This window comes from Pseudomonadota bacterium, from assembly GCA_039815145.1.
In the GTDB taxonomy this organism is placed as follows: Bacteria; Pseudomonadota; Gammaproteobacteria; order Steroidobacterales; family JBCBZW01; genus JBCBZW01.
The window spans coordinates 1-14733 of sequence record JBCBZW010000045.1 but is presented as its reverse complement, the minus strand read 5'-3'; the positions used below and the strand labels follow the sequence as shown (position 1 = coordinate 14733).

At 68.7% G+C, this 14733-nt stretch carries 13 protein-coding genes; 10 read left to right on the top strand and 3 right to left on the bottom strand.

Annotated elements, in window-relative coordinates; genetic code table 11:
• Nucleotides 1-4: 4 nt before the first annotated feature.
• From tolA to queC, 6 genes are all read left to right on the top strand, one after another.
• The gene (gene tolA, locus AAF184_12905; protein ID MEO0423234.1) at nucleotides 5-940 is read left to right on the top strand and encodes a cell envelope integrity protein TolA; all 936 of its coding nucleotides are present in this window, start codon (nucleotides 5-7) and stop codon (nucleotides 938-940) included.
• Between the two features lie 12 nt (nucleotides 941-952).
• Nucleotides 953-2284 carry a Tol-Pal system beta propeller repeat protein TolB gene (gene tolB / locus AAF184_12900; GenBank protein ID MEO0423233.1) on the top strand — a complete coding sequence of 444 codons (1332 nt, stop codon included), beginning with the start codon at nucleotides 953-955 and terminating at the stop codon, nucleotides 2282-2284.
• Nucleotides 2285-2395: 111 nt separating this feature from the next.
• Nucleotides 2396-2962, top strand: a complete 567-nt coding sequence (gene pal, locus AAF184_12895) for a peptidoglycan-associated lipoprotein Pal (protein ID MEO0423232.1) — start codon at nucleotides 2396-2398, stop codon at nucleotides 2960-2962.
• Nucleotides 2952-3728 (top strand): tol-pal system protein YbgF, encoded by a 777-nt coding sequence (ybgF, locus tag AAF184_12890; protein ID MEO0423231.1) that lies wholly within the window; start codon nucleotides 2952-2954, stop codon nucleotides 3726-3728. The genes pal and ybgF overlap by 11 nt, the downstream gene beginning before the upstream one ends.
• A 7-nt stretch (nucleotides 3729-3735) precedes the next feature.
• Complete coding sequence (gene queE / locus AAF184_12885; protein ID MEO0423230.1) at nucleotides 3736-4428, top strand: 7-carboxy-7-deazaguanine synthase QueE; 693 nt, start codon at nucleotides 3736-3738, stop codon at nucleotides 4426-4428.
• Nucleotides 4425-5117 (top strand): 7-cyano-7-deazaguanine synthase QueC, encoded by a 693-nt coding sequence (queC, locus tag AAF184_12880; GenBank protein ID MEO0423229.1) that lies wholly within the window; start codon nucleotides 4425-4427, stop codon nucleotides 5115-5117. The genes queE and queC overlap by 4 nt, the downstream gene beginning before the upstream one ends.
• Before the next feature lie 16 nt (nucleotides 5118-5133).
• Here queC and AAF184_12875 read toward each other — a convergent pair whose 3' ends face one another.
• The 3 genes from AAF184_12875 to AAF184_12865 are packed head-to-tail and all read right to left on the bottom strand — an operon-like array spanning nucleotide 5134 to nucleotide 8947.
• On the bottom strand, nucleotides 5134-6174 hold the full coding sequence (locus tag AAF184_12875) for a HupE/UreJ family protein (GenBank protein MEO0423228.1): 1041 nt from the start codon (nucleotides 6172-6174) through the stop codon (nucleotides 5134-5136).
• Nucleotides 6161-7036, bottom strand: coding sequence for a peptidylprolyl isomerase (locus tag AAF184_12870; GenBank protein MEO0423227.1), 876 nt, complete (start codon nucleotides 7034-7036; stop codon nucleotides 6161-6163). Before AAF184_12870 ends, AAF184_12875 begins: the two co-directional genes overlap by 14 nt.
• Nucleotides 7037-7042: 6 nt before the next feature.
• Nucleotides 7043-8947 carry a DUF3604 domain-containing protein gene (locus AAF184_12865; protein ID MEO0423226.1) on the bottom strand — a complete coding sequence of 635 codons (1905 nt, stop codon included), beginning with the start codon at nucleotides 8945-8947 and terminating at the stop codon, nucleotides 7043-7045.
• Nucleotides 8948-9109: 162 nt separating this feature from the next.
• Between AAF184_12865 and AAF184_12860 the strand changes: the two genes are divergently transcribed.
• The 4 genes from AAF184_12860 to AAF184_12845 all read left to right on the top strand — a co-directional run.
• Nucleotides 9110-9754, top strand: coding sequence for an ABC transporter ATP-binding protein (locus tag AAF184_12860; GenBank protein MEO0423225.1), 645 nt, complete (start codon nucleotides 9110-9112; stop codon nucleotides 9752-9754).
• Nucleotides 9751-12300: an FtsX-like permease family protein gene (locus AAF184_12855; GenBank protein ID MEO0423224.1), complete on the top strand. Its 2550-nt coding sequence runs from the start codon at nucleotides 9751-9753 to the stop codon at nucleotides 12298-12300. The genes AAF184_12860 and AAF184_12855 overlap by 4 nt, the downstream gene beginning before the upstream one ends.
• A complete protein-coding gene (locus AAF184_12850; protein MEO0423223.1) occupies nucleotides 12297-13472 on the top strand; it encodes a lipocalin-like domain-containing protein in 1176 nt (391 codons plus the stop codon). Before AAF184_12855 ends, AAF184_12850 begins: the two co-directional genes overlap by 4 nt.
• Nucleotides 13473-13492: 20 nt before the next feature.
• On the top strand, nucleotides 13493-14733 hold a 1241-nt coding region (locus AAF184_12845), incomplete at its 3' end, for a M20/M25/M40 family metallo-hydrolase (protein ID MEO0423222.1).

Here is a 14733-nt window from a genome sequence, read left to right as displayed (position 1 = left end):
ACCCATGAGCTGGTACCAACGCTTCACCCGCTTCCTGTCCGACTCGGTGCTGCCGTGGTTGGGCGCGGTGGCGGTGCACGCGCTGGTGTTGGTGGCCTTGGTGTTCAGCCTGGGCTGGCGCCACCAGGCGGCGCCGGCGGTCGCGGCGGGGGGACCGACGATCGAGGCGATCGAAGCGGTGGTCGTGGATTCCGCCATGCTGGACGCGGAGGTGCAACGTCTCGCCGATCTCGAGCAGGCGCGCCTGCGCGCCCAGGCCGCCGAGGAGCAAGCGATTCGCGAGCGCCAGACGCGCGCCGAGCAAGCGGCTCGCGAAGAGGCCCAGCGCGCTGAACAGGCGCGACTGCAGCAGCTGCAGCGCGAAGCCGACGCCAAGCGCGCGGCCGAGGAACAGGCGGCCCGCGAGGCCCAGGCCCGGCGCGAAGCCGAGGCGACGGCGGCCGCCGAGGCCGAAGCGCGGCGCTTGGCCGAAGAGAAGCGTAAGGAAGAGGAGCGCCTGGCCGAGGAGCGCCGTCGCGCCGAGGAGAAGCGGCGCGAAGAGGAGCGCCGGGCGGAGGAACGCCGTCGCGCCGAGCAGGCGCGCATCGCTCAGCAACAGAAGGAGGCGGAGCAGTTGTTGCTCGCCGCCCTCGCCGAGGAGGAGGACCGCCAGGCCAAGGTCAATGCCGGTCTGCTGGCCCAGTACAAGGCCCAGGTGAAGCAGAAGGTGGAGCGCAACTGGGCGCGACCACCGGAGGCCGAGGCCGGCCTCTCCTGCGAGGTGAACGTGCGCCAACTGCGCGATGGTCAGGTCATCAAGGTGGAGTTCGGTCGTTGCAATGGCAACGATTCCGTCAAGCGCTCGATCGAGGGCGCTGTGAACCGCGCCTCGCCCCTGCCGCCGCCACCCGATCCCAGCCTCTTCGACGAGTATTTGGTATTCATCTTCGAACCGGAGTGAAGCGTTAGACGTATGAACACACGGAAGACGACGACCCAATTCACGCCAGCGCGCGCATGCTTCGCGCTGCTCGCCGCGCTGTGCTTCGCCTCTCTATCGGCGCAGGCGCAGCTGGTCATCGAGATCACCAAGGGCGAGGCCAACGCCACGCCCGTGGCCATCGTGCCCTTCGCCACCAACGGTGTGCCCGTAGAACTCGATGTGGCGGCCGTGGTCGATGCCGACCTCACCCGCAGCGGACGCTTCGCCCCGATCGATCGCGCGGACATGCTAGCCCGACCGAGCAGTGGCACCGAGGTGGACTTCGGCGATTGGCGCCTGCTCGGCGTCGACGCCATCGTGGTCGGCCGCCTGGCCCGTGGCAACGAAGACACGGTACAGATCGAGTTCGAAGTCTTCGACGTGGTCCGTGCCCAGCAGTTGCTCGCCTATCGCATCGTGGCGGAGCGGGCCCAGCTGCGCACAGCCGCACACCTGGTGGCCGATCAAGTCTATGAGGCACTCACGGGAACGGCCGGTGTGTTCGCGACGCGCATCGCCTACATCACCAAGGACGGCGGCCCCGGCAGCGAGCGCTATCGCCTGTTCGTGGCCGACGCAGACGGCGAGAACGCCTTGGCCGTGTTCGACTCCCCCGCGCCGATCATGTCGCCGAGCTGGTCCCCGGCCGGACATCGCCTGGCCTTCGTGTCCTTCCAGGACGACCGCTCCGCCATCTACGTGCAGGAGCTTGCCACCGGCGAGCAGACCCGCGTCTCCTCCCGTCAGGGGGTGAACAGCGCGCCGGCCTGGTCCCCGGACGGCAACAAGCTGGCCCTGGCCCTGTCCGACGGTAACGGCGACCTCGACATCCACGTGCTCAACGTGGCCACCCAGGAACTGCAGCAGGTCACGCGCAGCCGCGGCATTGACACGGAGCCGGTGTGGTCGCGCGATGGGCGAACGCTCTACTTCACCTCCGACCGCGCCGGCGGCCCGCAAATCTATCGGGCCGACGTCTACTCGGGTAAGACCGAGCGGGTGACCTTCGAGGGCGCCTACAACGCCCGTCCGCGCCTCTCGCCCGACGAATCGCGCTTGGCGATGGTGCACAACGATGGCGGTAACTACCGGATCGCGGTCCTCGATCTGCGCAGCCGTGCGTTACAGGTATTGACCGACGGGCGCTTGGACGAGAGTCCGAGCTTCGCCCCTAACGGCAGCATGATCATCTACGCCACCCAGGACGAGGGCGCCGGCGTGCTGGCCGCGGTGGCGGTGGACGGCTCCGTGCAGCAGCGCCTGGCCTCCCAGGGGCGGGATGTGCGCGAGCCCGTGTGGGGGCCCTTGGCGGCGAGGCGGTGACTGAAAGGCGTTAACGAGCGCGAAACCGCCGCAACAGGTAACATTTCGCGATTGGGGCAAGGGTGCAGCAGTGCCAGGGTAGGCGACGCTGTACCGCACAGAGGAGCATCTATGCATAAGTTCAGGCAGGTCGCGATGACCTTCGCAGCGCTGGGGGCGCTGGTCCTAGCCACCGGTTGCGCCAGCACTGGCAGCAATGGTGGGGGATTTGCGGACGGGTCCGACGGAGCGGACAGCAGCGCCCTGGCCGGTAACGGCGGATCCACCTACGGCACCAGCAGTGGCGAGGGCATTTCCGGCGGCGCGGTCGATGGCAGCGGCACCGGCGGCCGGGGGCCGGCACCGCCGCGGGAGACCGTCATCTACTTCGACTACGACCGCAGTGACGTACGTGCCGAGTACGCCGAACTCCTCGCCCGCCACGCCCGCTACATCGTGGACAACGGCGTTGTCTCCGTGCGCTTGGAAGGGCACACGGACGAGCGCGGATCGCGTGAGTACAACATCGGCCTCGGCGAACGGCGTGCCCAGGCCGTGCGCCAGGCGCTCCTGTCCCTGCGCGTGCCGTCCACGCGCCTGGCCACCGTGAGCTTCGGTGAGGAGCGCCCCGCCGTGTTCGGCCAGGACGATGCCAGCTTCGCGGCGAACCGTCGTGTGGAGATCGTGTATGGCCGTTAGGACGAGCACGCGCACGGCAGCGCTGGTCGTCGCCAGCAGCGCGCTGATCGCGGCGGGTTGCGTCACCGTCCCGCCGGAGGACGATCCCGTGCTGCTGAAGATCGGCGAACTCGAGTCGCGCCTGAGCAGCCTCGAATCGCGCCTCGACAACGAAGGCATGGTGAGCATGGTCGGCGAGCTGCAGCGTCTGCAGGAGGAGGTTCGACTCCTTCGCGGCGATGTCGAAGTGACCCGCAACGATATGGCAACGCTGGAGCAGAACCAGCGCAACATGTTCGTGCAGATCGACGATCGCGTGAACGCCGTCGAATCGGCACCGTCGGTGCCGGGCGCCGCGCCGGCGCCCGTCGGTGATCCGGGCAACGCGCTGGCGACGCCCCTCAGTGACTCGGAGCTCTACGACAACGGCTTCGATCTCCTGAAGCGTCAGCAGTACGAGCAGGCCCGTGAGGTGTTTGCGGAGCTCGTGCGCAGCCAGCCCCAGAGCAACCTCGCCGGCGCCGCCCAGTACTGGTACGGCGAGACCTACTACGTGCGCCGCGACTTCGAGACGGCGCGCGACGCCTTCGCCCGCGTGTTGGCCGAGTACCCTCGCTCCAGCAAGGCGGCTGATGCGCAGCTGAAGCTCGGGTTCTGCCACTACGAACTGCAGCAGTGGAGCCAGGCCCGCGCCACCCTCGAAGAGGTGCTGGCCCGCTACGGCGGCAGCTCCGCCGCACGCCTCGCCGCCGATCGCCTCGATCGCATGCAGCAGGAAGGTCGGTAGGACAGCCTTGAGCGTCACCTCGCTCTCGCCGCGCTCAGCCGGAGAGTCGGCGCACGGCGCCGACCGCCTGCGGATCAGCGAGATCTTCCTGAGCCTGCAGGGCGAGGCGGACACGGCCGGCGCACCTACCACCTTCGTCAGGCTCACCGGCTGCCCCCTGCGCTGCGTCTATTGCGATACGGCCTACGCCTTCAACGGGGGCGAGGTGAAGACTCTCGATGAGATCCTCGCCCAGGTGGCTGCCAACGGCGTCGAGCACGTCTGCGTCACCGGCGGCGAACCCCTCGCGCAGCGATCCGTGCTCACCCTGATGGGCCGCCTGTGCGACGCGGGCCATCGCGTCTCCCTGGAGACCAGCGGTGCCATGGATATCGGTGAGGTCGACCCACGCGTGGTGCGCGTGGTGGACATCAAGACGCCCGCCTCCGGCGAGGTGCACCGAAACGTCGCTAGCAACCTAACGCTTCTGAACAGTAACGATCGGGTCAAGTTCGTGATCTGCGACCGGGCGGACTACGAGTGGAGTCGGCGTTTCATCGCCGAGCACGCGTTGGCCGAGCGTTGTCCGGTGTTCCTGTCGCCGAGCCACGAGGTGCTCGCGCCGCGCGACCTCGCCGATTGGATCGTCGCCGACCGCTTGCCCGTGCGCTTGCAAGTGCAACTGCACAAGTACCTCTGGGGCGACGTGCCTGGCGTATGAGCGACGCAGTGCAAAAGCCGCGTGCCGTGGTGTTGCTGTCGGGGGGCTTGGACTCCGCCACCGTGCTGGCCATCGCCCGCGAGGGTGGCTACGCCTGCCATGCCCTGAGCGTCGATTACGGGCAGCGCCACCGGGCCGAGCTGCAAGCGGCGGAGCGGGTGGCCACGGCCCTTGGCGCCGTCGCCCATCGCGTCGTGAAGGTAGACCTCGCGAGCCTCGGCGGCAGCGCCCTGACCGACGAGGCCATCGAGGTGCCCGATGCGGGCACCAGCCCGGAAGCGATCCCCGCCACCTACGTGCCGGCCCGCAACACGGTCATGCTATCGCTGGCCCTGGCCTACGCCGAGGTGATCGGCGCCACAGACATCTTTGCCGGCATGAATGCCGTGGACTATTCCGGCTATCCGGACTGTCGCCCCGAGTACGTCGAGCAGTTCCAGCGCCTCGCCAACCTGGCGACTAAGGCGGGCGTCAGCGGGGCCGCGATCCAGGTCAAGGCGCCCCTGATCCAGCTGTCGAAGGCGCAGATCATTCGCACCGGCGAAGTGCTCGGCGTGGACTACGCGATGACCGTCTCCTGCTACCAAGCCGACGAGGACGGCCGCGCTTGCGGTCGCTGCGATGCGTGCCAGCTGCGGCGCGAGGGGTTCGAGGCGGCCGGCATCGCCGACCCGACGCGCTACCGCTAGCGGGGCGTACCCGCCGTCACACGGTCAGCAGCAAGTCCGCGCCGCGCTCCAAGACCCAGTAGATGGCGATGCTGCCGATCGCCACCGCGCCCACACGGGCCAACCGTCGACCATCGTCGGGGGCGAGGGGCAGCCGGCGCAGGGCGAACTCCGCCAGTAACACCACCGCCAGCACGAGCACCTGGCCCGCTTCCACCCCGAGGTTGAAGGACAGGAGCGGGAGCACCAGTTCTCCGCCGTCGCCGAAGCCGATCTCGCGCAGCGCCGAGGCGAAGCCGAAGCCGTGCACGAAGCCGAACCCACCGGTGACGAGCCAAGGGAGCCTCTGCGTGATCGAGGATGGCGCTGAGGTGTCGTGGTCGAGGCCCTGACAGGCCTCGTAGGCGGCGAAGGCGACGGTCCAGGCGATCAGGATCTCGATGGCCGCCATGGGCGGTGTGAGCCATCCCAGGGTCGCCAGGGCGAGGGAGAGGCTGTGGCCTACGGTGAACGCGGTGATCAGCGCCAGGCGCAGGGTGGTGCGGCGGAAGATGAGCACGAGGGTGAGCAGGAACAGCAGGTGATCCGCGCCGTCCAGGATGTGGCTCAGGCCGGCCGAGAAGTAGCTTGAGGCGCTGTCCATCCAGCCTCGCGGGCTGTCCAGGCACCAGGTGTCGTTGCCGTAGGTGAGCAGGCGGCTTCGCGCACTGCCGCCACGCAGGCGCAGCTTCGCGATCGCCTGGGCGTTCGAGCTCGCAAAGCCCTGCACGCGGAGGCAGCCGCCGAGCAGCGATTCAGCGCCACAATCGAGGCGAAAGTAATCGGCGGTGCTGTCACCGATGAAGCGCGTGCGCTCGCAGTGCTCGGGGAGGTGAAGTCGCAGGGGCGCGATGCCCACGAACTCCGTGGCCTCCGCTGCGTCGTTCGGTGCCCAGCGCACCAGGAAGATGCCAGCGCCGACCTCGTCGATCTCTAGCTCCGCGGGGCGGAAGCCGTGGGCCTGGGCGTCGAGCGCCAGCGTCAGCAGGACGAGGCCTGCAACCCACCAACCGTGCCGAATGGGCCTATCGATTTTCATCGGCGAGTGCAGGGGGCGGTGCCTCGAGGGTGACCTCGTAGCGCGCGCGAAGACGGTCGCTGAAGGTCTGGAAGCTCGCCTGCTCACGCTCCCGTCGGTGCAGCACCCATACCTGCTCCAGCACCTCCTCCAGGGGCGCCTGGCGGGCGGGCGTCTTCTCCTCGATGAACACGAGGTGGTAGCCGAAGGCCGAAGCCACGGGTGGCGACCACTCGTTTACGGGAAGCAGGTCCAGGGCGGTGGCGAATTCCTGCCCCATCATGGCGGCGATGCGCGGCAGGCTGCGCACGGCCTCCGTGGGCGCCTGGTACCAGAGGTCTCCCTCGGCGCTGCCTGTGCGCTGCAGCGTTTGTCGCAAATCGCGGGCGCGCTCGAGGCTGGCCTCCCCATGCACGTCGCGATCGATGAAGATCTGGCGAAAGCCGATGGCGGGAGGTGTCAGAAAGCGTTCCTGGTACTTCTCGTAGGTGGCCTGCAGATCGGTCTCATCGCGATCCGTCTCGGCGTAGTTGCCGAAGAGCATGCGTACGCGCTCGACCAGGCGGCGGCGCACCACCACATCGTTGCGATGCATGTCCCACTCGATGGCTTGCTCGAAGAGAATGCGCTCGCGTACGTGGCGTTCGATAGACCCGGCGTGTTCCTGCTCCGTGGGGGCGCGACCGTTGGCGCGCTGAAACTGCGTGCGCAGCTCTGCCTGCTTGGCGTGGGTGATGAGCAGCTGCTTCGGCCGCTCCGCGTCCCCCGCCTCGGCCGCACGCTCGAGGGCCGTGGCGATCGCGAACAGCACGACACCGCCAAGGGCGAACAGGACGAAGGGGTCAGCCCAGAGGGGACGTGGGGGAGCGCCGTCTTTACTCACGGGCGCTCAGGGCGAGGACGCGACGGCAGCGGACACGCTCGGATCGAAGTAGATGGGCGAGGCCCAGGCGCGCTCCTGGATGTCCTTGTAGTACTCGTCATCGCAGCAGGCCGCGTAGGGGCCCTCGAGGTCTTCCGGGTTCTCACAACTCCACTGGTCGGCGACGACGTTGCACTGGCGTTTGGAGTAACGGGCCGTGGGCTCCTGCAGCACGCGAACGTAGTAATAGGCGGGGTGCAGGGGATCGAATTCCTCGTCCATCCACGCACGGCAGATCTGCCGGACCCCGTCGGGCGGCGAGGGGAGGACCACCACCGACTCCTCGACGTTGCCAGCGGCGTTGATTCGCGCGCGCACGATGTGCACGTCCCCTAGGCTGGCGCTCTCAGGGTCCGCGCCAGCCACGATGAGCAGTTGTGGGCGCGCTGTCGGTTCGGGCAGCGCTGGCAGGTAGCTGCCCATGGGCGTGACGTTGGCCAGTTCATCGCGTTGTAGCTGACGGCACAGGCCCTTGGGGTTGTCCTCCAGGGGCGGGCCGGAGCGCCAGTTGGCGGCCGTGCGCAGGGTGATGCGCGGGCCGCTGGTGGCGAAGGTCTCGCGTTGGCGAAAGGCGTCGAAGATATCGTCGCGCGTGTTGGTCTGCGCCCAAACGCCTGCGAGCCCGCCGGGGTTGAAGGTGACGTTGCTGGAGGACAAGCGCTTGGTGCGGGTGGAATCCAGCAAGCCGACGTGGCCCAGGAAGTTGCTCTCGGCGACGGCTCCCGGGGTGCTGTTGTGGGTGTCCGTGCCGGCGATGAAGCCGTAGGTAAAGGCGTTCACGCCCCCGGAGAGGAAGGCATCGCGCATGCCCCGGTTCAGGCCGCTGCGAATCATGCCCTGGGTGGCCGCGAGCGCCCATTCGTCGGGGGCGGGGACGTACGGTTCGAAGTCGCAGCCAGGGTCCTGTGGTGCGCTGCTCGGGGAGCACTCGCTGCTCTGCTTGTGCTGCAGGACTTCGATCAGCGGCTCCATCGCGAGGCGCGCCGACTCGGTCTCGTCTTCCGCGAGTTCGAAGGCGGTGCCGAGGCTGGCGTTGGTGGTGTGCGGGATGGCGAGCACGTCGCAACCGGGCAAGCCCGGATGTTCCGGATCGCCCTCGATCCCCAGGCATTCCTCGCGCAGGATGTCGCGGAAGCGCGAGGCCAGGAACACGTCATCGCGCGAGACGGGCAGCAGGTTGAGCTCCCCGGTTTCGGCGATGAGCGGTGCCGTGTCGCGGAACAGCGCGTTGCGGTGGTTGCGCGCGATGCGTCCGCTCTCCGCGTTGTTGCCCGTGTACTCGTAGCCCGCGAAGGTGGTGAAGGTGCACGGGGCGTACGCGTTGTCGGCCGCTTCCAGCGTTTCCCGCCAGGCGGAGGTGAGGTAGGCGTTGGTCACGTTGCAGAGCTGGCGGTCGCTCGGTTCCGAGGTGCACAGCTCGGCCAGGAAGATGCTGTCCAGGCGCTCGCGGGTGGCGCGGAAGGCGGCGCAGTTCTCCATCAAACGCATGCCCTGTTCGATCAGGCCGAGATCGATGAAGTCCTGCCCGATCGCGTCGGAAATGAACGTGTCCGGTTCGGCACCGGGGGAGATGCACAGGTTGGTCTCGCCGAGGAGGTCCGAATGATCGGTGACGGCGGCGAAGTCCAGGGGCGGACCGTCCAGCTGGAACTCTCGCGGCGCCTCGTCGGGGACCGCCGGCGACAACAGCACCAGTTCCCCGCGCGCCGCCCGGTAGGCGTCATCCGGACCGAGGGCGTTGTCGAAGATGTACGAGTCGAAGGACAGGCGGGTGTGCACGTGGACGTCGCCGAAGAAGGCTTCTCGTCCGGGTTCATCGAGCACGCACGGCCCGTCTTCCTGGGCGGACGCGGCGGCAGCAAATAGCGCCACCAGAGCTACCAGAACGCTTCTGGGGAGATCACCGAGTCTGCTAGGATCCATCCGTAACTCACTGATTATATTTTTCATTATTCGTATTTCGCGATCACGGAGGGCCCTCGCTTGGCCACACCTGTCACGGTCCGCTGTAGGGCACTGTACAAGACCTACGGCGTGAGGTCAGCGTCTCCCGTAGCCGTGCTCCGCGATGTGCGTTTTGCGGCGAGGGCAGGGGAGTTCGTCGTGCTCCTGGGGCGCAGCGGCTCGGGCAAGACCACCTTTCTGAACGTGCTCGGCGGACTCGAACCCCCGGACCGCGGGGAGGTGGAGCTGGCGGGGCATTCCCTGTGGGCGGGCAATGAACAGCAGCGCGCCCGCCTGCGTCGAGCGCAGCTGGGCTTCGTGTTCCAGTCCTTCAACCTGATTCCCACCTTGACCGTGGCGGAGAACCTCACCCTGCCCCTCGCCCTGAACGACGTGGCCGTCGGCGCACGGGAGCCGCAGGTGGTGTCGATGTTGGATCGTCTCGGGTTGGCCAACAAGGGTGCTCGCTACCCGTCCGAGCTCTCCGGCGGCGAACAGCAGCGGGTGGCGGTGGGGCGTGCGCTGATCCATACGCCCGCCCTGGTGATCGCGGATGAACCCACGGGCAATCTCGATCTCGAGACCGCCCGGCAGGTGCTGGACTTCTTGCAGGAGCTCGTGCGTGAGCGGGGCGTGGCCCTGGTCATGGCGACGCATAGCGCCGAGGTGATGGGCCGCGCGGACCGGGTGTGTCATCTGCAGGATCAGCAGATCGTCGAGGACGCACCCGCGTGAGTGCGCTGGCGCTGCAGCTACGCAGCTTCGCGCGTTCGGGGCTGCGCCAGCCGGTGTTCGGCTTGCTGGCGGTGCTGGGCGTGGCGCTCGGGGTGGCGGTGGTGACCGCCGTCGATCGCGCCATCGACGCCTCGCGGCGCAATCTGGAAGCCTCCGTGGATCTGCTCGCCGGGCCCTTTTCTCACCATGTGGTGGGTGGCGTGAGCGGGGTCGATGAGGCGGTGTACCGCACCCTGCGCGTGGAGCTCGGCGTCCGCCGGGCGATGCCCGTGGTGCAGGGGCCCGTGACCCTGTCTGCAGGCGCCGTACGCGCGCGCCTGGTCGGTATCGACCTGACGGCTGCGTTAGCTGCCGACAGCCTGGCACCGCCCTGGATGGGCGAGGTCGGCGACGGCGAGCTGCAGGGAGCGCCGCTGTTGCCGGGGGCGCGCAGCGTCGTGCTGGCGCAGTCCTTCGCGCAGCGCCTGGGGGTGACGGTGGGCGATCGCTTGCCGCTCACCGGCGATGGGTCACACGCACCCACGGTGGCCGCGGTGCTCGACGTGACCGCCGCTGGCGATGCGGCGTGGGAGGGGTTGCTGCTCAGCGATATCGCCACGGCGCAGGAGGTGCTCGGCCGCCAGGGGCAACTGACCCGTATCGATCTGTCACCGACGCCCGCCCAGTTGACCGCCCTCGAACAACTTGGGATGTTGCCACCGGGCACGGAACTGCTCACGGGTGAGCAGCGGGCGGCCAACGTGCTCGACCTCTCCCAATCCTTTCACCTGAACCTCACCGCGCTCTCCCTGCTCACGCTGCTGGTGGGCGCGATGCTGATCTTCAACACCGAGACCTTTCTGGTGGTGCGGCGCCGGCGCGAGTTCGCGATTCTGCGCACGATGGGCGTGACCTCGCGGGAGATCTTCGTCGCCGTGTTGCTGGAAGCGTGCGCCCTCGGCGTCATCGGCACGATCCTCGGCCTGGTCGCGGGAAGTGCCCTGGCCCAGTTGATGATGGGTCTCATGGGGCGCACGTCGGCGGACCTGTACGCGACGGTCAGCGCGTCCCTGCCGCCGATGGGCTTGGGGCAGCTTGCGCGCTTGAGCGCCTTGGGTGTCGGCGTCAGCCTGCTCGCGGCCGTTCTGCCCGCGCGCGAAGCCGTGCGGGGGGCCACCGTCGAGCACCTGCGCAACCACGACGTGATGCCACGCGAGGCCGAGGGCCTGTGGGGGCGTCTCGCCGTTGCGGGGCTCGCGGCGATCGCCTGCGGCTTGGTGCTGGTGCTGGTTACGCCGGGGCAGGTCACTGCCGCCTTCGTCGGTCTGTTCCTGCTGCTGCTCGGCTTCACAGCCCAGGCGCCGTGGCTGGCTCGGCGCCTGTTCGCGCGTCGCGCCGCTGCTGCCGCGGACCTCAGCTTGCAACGCCTTGCCGTGCGCAGCGTCGGGGCGCACCTGCACCGTTCCGCTCCCGCCCTCGCGGCCCTAATCGTGGCGTTGGGTACCAGCTTGGGTATCACCTTGATGATCGCGAGCTTCGAGCGCGCGGTGGTCAGCTGGCTCGATAGCGTCCTCGCCGCCGACTACTACGTGGCGGGTGAGCAGCCGCGGGTGATCACCCAGGCGGACGTGGCGTCTCTCGCCGCCAAGCCAGGCGTGGCCGATGTGAGCACCGTGCGCTGGAACACGGTGGAAACTGCCAGCGGCCACGATCGTATCGTGGCCTACTCCTTGAACGAGCGGGCCCGACGCGGCTTCATCCTGCTGGAAGGGGACCCGCAGCGCTTCTGGCCTCGCTTCGCGAGCGAACCGGTGGTGATGGTGACCCAGACGCTTGCTTACAAGCGAGGGCTGCGTGTGGGCGACAGCATTCCCTTGCGCACGGCGAACGGGGAGCGCCCCTTCGAGGTTGGGGCCGTGTACCGCGACTACGGCTCTGAGCACGGCACGATCGCGATGAGCGAGGCCACCTTCGTCGGCCACTTTCCCACGCGCGACACGGTGGAAGGCATCGGCGTCTACCTCGATCCAGCGGCGGATCGCGCGCAGAGCGACGCAGCGCTCACCGCCTGGGCCGAAGAACAGCAACGCACCCGCCCCGTGTTGCTGCGCTCGCGCGAGTCGCTGATCGCCCTATCTCTGGAGGTATTCGCGCGCACGTTCACCATTACCGAGGTGCTGCGCGTGCTCGCCGCCCTGGTCGCGTTTGCGGGGACTATCAACGCGCTGCTCGCCTTGCTGCTGGACCGCTATGCGCAGTTCGCCGTGCTGCGCGCGCTCGGCGTGACACCGAATGAAATCGCTCGCTCGCTGCTCACCGAGAGTGGGGCCCTCGGCGCCTTCGCGGGGGTGTGCGCGATTCCCGCGGGGCTGCTGATCGGACTGATGCTGATCTACGTGGTCAACGTGCGCTCCTTCGGGTGGACCATGGCGCCTCACTTCACCCTCACCCCGATGCTCGGCACCCTGGCCCTGGCGGTGGTTGCCGCCGTGTTGGCTGCGGCGTGGCCCGCCTGGCGCCTGCGCCAGCGCCTGCAGGCCAGCGACCTGACGCCGGGGCGCGCATGAGTAGGACCAGGTGGTGGTCGGCGCTTGCGGGTTGTGGGTTCGCCCTTTGCCTCGTCGCGTGTGCGCCCGGGGAGTCGCCGCGGGGGGGCGACGGTGGCCTCGCCCTCGACCGCGCCCTCGGTGCCCAGAGCGGCGATGAGGACTTCCTGAAGGTCACCGCGGCGCCCGATCTGCGCTTCCCTCGCGATCACGGCGCGCACCCCGAGTACCGCCAGGAGTGGTGGTACTTCACGGGCAACCTGGCCACGGCGCAGGGGCGGCGCTTCGGCTACCAGGCGACGATCTTCCGCTTCGCCCTCGGGGATGATGGCAGCAGCACGGGGGGAGACGAGGAGCCGTCCGCCTGGCGCACGGAGCAGCTGTACATGGCCCACCTCGCCGTATCCGACATCGATGGCCGAACGTTTGCCGCGGCCGATCGCTTCGCGCGCGATGCCCTGGGCCTGGCGGGTGCGCAGACCGAGCCGTTGCGGGTCTGGGTGGAGGATTGGTCGATCGCCGGCGCGGCCGACGACGCGGCCTTTGCGGTAAACCTCCAGTTCCAGGACGAGTCGATGGGTATCGACCTGTCCCTGGTCGCCGAGCGGCCCATCGTGCGCCAAGGGGTGGACGGCTACAGCCGTAAGGGAGATGACCCCACCAACGCCTCCGCCTACTACTCCCTCACGCGCTTGCGTTCGACGGGCACTGTGCACGCTGGCGGCACCCGTCACGAGGTGACGGGCACGAGTTGGTTCGATCGCGAGTGGGGCACCAGCTTCCTGGCTCCCGGCGTGGCCGGCTGGGATTGGTTTTCCCTACAGCTCGACGATGGGCGAGACCTGATGTTCTACCGCCTGCGCACGGCGCAGGGCGCGTCGACGCGCTGGAGCGCGGGCACGCTCGCTGGCTACGATGAGGCAGGTCAGTGGCAGGTGAGGCGGCTCCAGGGCGACGACGTGGAGTTGACCCCGCGGACGCGTTGGCGCTCCGCCAACAGCGGGGTCGAGTACCCGGTAAGCTGGACCCTGCGCCTGCCTGCCGACGACTTGGCTCTCGAGGTCAGGGCGGCGCTCGAGGATCAGGAGCTGAACCTGGCGACGCGCTACTGGGAAGGCGCCGTGGACGTCACCGGGCGGCAGGGTGAGAAGACGATCAGCGGCCGAGGGTACTTGGAACTCGCCGGCTATTGACGCGGGAGAAAGACGGAACGATGCGACGGACAACGATGATCACCCTGGCGCTGGCCCTGGCCACGCCCCTGGCGGGCGCGCAAACGCCAGACGACACCTATGAAATTCCTGAGCAGACTCTCAGCACGGCGCGCGCCCTGGCCGAGAAGGCCTTGGACAGCGAGCTCGCACTCGAGGTGGTCACCTCCCTGACCACCCAGATCGGCCCCCGCCTGGCCGGGACCGATGCGGAGGCGCGTGCTCGGGAGTGGGGCGCTGACACCCTGCGTGCCCTGGGCTTTGCCAACGTGCGGGTGGAGGAATTCGCCCTGGACGTCTGGACCCGCGGGGACTCCGTGCACGAGGAGCTCAGCATCGTGAGCCCCTATCCGCAGCCCCTCTTCGCCAGTTCCCTCGGCGGCGGGGGTGCAACGCCGCCGGAGGGTCTCGAGGCGTCGATCACCTACTTCGATTCCTACGACGACTTCGTGCGCACCGAGCCGGCCGCCGTGAAGGGCCGCGCGGTGTACATCAACGATAGGATGACCGCCTCGCGCACCGGGGAGGGCTACGGCTGGGCCAACCGCAAGCGGCGCAGCGCCTGGCACGCCGCCGAGGACATGGGCGCGGCTGCCGTGCTGGTGCGTTCCGTGGGTACGGACAGCCATCGCTTCCCCCACACGGGCCTGGTGGGCCTGCCCGAGGGGCGCAAACCGAAGATTCCGGTGCTCGCCGTGTCGGCACCGGATGCGGACCAGCTCGAACGTATCCACGGGGAAGGCGCCGACATCGCTGTGCGCATCAAGACCCCGGCCGGTTGGCGGGGCGAGGGCGTCTCCGGCAATGTCATCGGCGAGATCGTCGGGCGCGAGAAGCCGGAAGAGATCGTGGTCATCGGCGGTCACCTGGACAGCTGGGACCTCGGCACCGGCGCCCTCGACGACGGCGCTGGGGTGGCGATCACCGTGGCAGCGGCCCGCCTGATCAGCGAGCTCCCCCAAGCCCCGAAGCGCACGATTCGCGTGGTGATGTTCGGCGCGGAGGAGGTGGGCATCCTGGGCGCGCGCGCCTACGCGTCCGCCCGCCAACTGGACGGTACCTTACAAAACCATGTGCTGGGCTCTGAGTCGGACTTCGGTGCGCGCAAGGTGTGGCGCCTGCGCTCGGACGTGGGGCCGGACGCCCTGCCGGCAGTGGCGGCGATGGGCCGGGAGCTGTCGCGCCTCGGGGTGATTCCGGGCGACAACGACGGCAACGGCGGTCCCGACATGATCCCGCTGCG